We start from the raw sequence: 1,339 nt of genomic DNA on the forward strand, positions 1-1,339 counted from the left end.
CGGCATGGGTATAAGTTAGCCCTGCATTGGCGGTGGAGAAGCCACTGGCAGTTAAAGACGCGGCCGTGAAAGCGCCCTTAGCGGCATTGTCGAGGGTGATAGTTAAGGTTTCGGAAGCACCAACATCAGGATCAGTGATGACGATGTTGGCGAAGGGAGATAAGGTCATCGACTGATTGATAGTTTGACCTGTGACCGCGCCTGTGATGGTGGGGGCCACGTTGTTACCCGTGACGGTCACGGGGTTGCCAAATAGATCAGCGATGACGACGGCAACGGCTGCTCCGGTATTCCAGTCTTCCAGCATGCCTATGTTATAGGTGGTGCCGTCGGTGGACGAGGTACCATCCTTGTTCAACCTCAATGCCAGAGCCGTCTTGTCGTTGGCACTCATGGTCATGGTGAAGCTGGTGTTGGAGGTGATGTCAACGTTCGGCGTGTTAGTCAGGGTGTAGTTGAAGGCACCTTGGCCTAGGAAACGGATACGGTTAGCCGTGATGTCATTACTCGCACCAGTTAGTGATAGGAAGTTGTTACCTGTCACGACCAATACACCTGTCGCAACGTTGTAAGTGGCTGAAGTGACGGTCGGTGCCACCACATTTGAGACGGTAACGCCATTGCCAGTCAGATCGGCAATCGTCAGCGCCGCGTCAGCACCGGCATTCCAGTCTTCGGCGGCAATCAGGTTGTAGGTATTGACACTGGTGGAACTAGTGCCATTCTTGTTCATGATGAGATTGGCACCGAGCCTGTCTGCGGCACTGAGGGTCAGGGTGAACGAAGTGGCCGAGGTGATCTCGACATTGTTGGTGGTGGTCAGGGTATAGCTGGCACCGCCTTCGCCTTGCAGACTGAATTTGTTGGCGATGATGTCATTGGTGGCCCCCGTCAAGCTAGCAAAGCCAGTACCTGTGACAGTGAGCACACCGGTAATCGCATCGTAGGTCGAGGACGTAATCGTCGGCACCGGAACATTGGACACCGTAATCCCTGCTGTGGCGACGGCGATATTGCCACCGGTGATGACACTGTTCCAATCATCGCTAGCGGCGAGATTGTAAGTGGTGCCATTGGTTGAGGCAGTGCCATTCTTGTTGAACAAGGCCTCGACAGCAGTTTGATCTGCACCGGCTAGTGTGACGGCAAAGCTGGTCGCGGAGGTGATCTCGACATTGCCTGTGGTAGACAGGGCACGGGTGACGCCACCTTCACCGGTGATGGTGAGGGTGGAAACCGTAATGTCGTTGGTCGCGCCCAAAGTCTTGACCAGACCGGTGCCAGTGACAGTCAGGATATGGGTGGTGACATCGTATGTGGCTGAGGTGATCGTTGGTGC

2 protein-coding genes are annotated in these 1,339 nt (G+C 55.0%); one reads left to right on the forward strand and one right to left on the reverse strand.

The window, feature by feature from the left end:
- Window positions 1-733 (reverse strand): hypothetical protein (locus ACFFJH_RS18020; protein ID WP_390214366.1); only part of this gene is annotated, 733 nt, incomplete at its 3' end.
- Between the two features lie 114 nt (window positions 734-847).
- Between ACFFJH_RS18020 and ACFFJH_RS18025 the strand changes: the two genes are divergently transcribed.
- On the forward strand, window positions 848-1,081 hold the full coding sequence (locus ACFFJH_RS18025) for a hypothetical protein (protein WP_390214367.1): 234 nt from the start codon (window positions 848-850) through the stop codon (window positions 1,079-1,081).
- Window positions 1,082-1,339: the final 258 nt, after the last annotated feature.

This window comes from Affinundibacterium danionis (assembly GCF_042432465.1).
GTDB lineage: Bacteria > Pseudomonadota > Gammaproteobacteria > Burkholderiales > Burkholderiaceae_D > Undibacterium > Undibacterium danionis.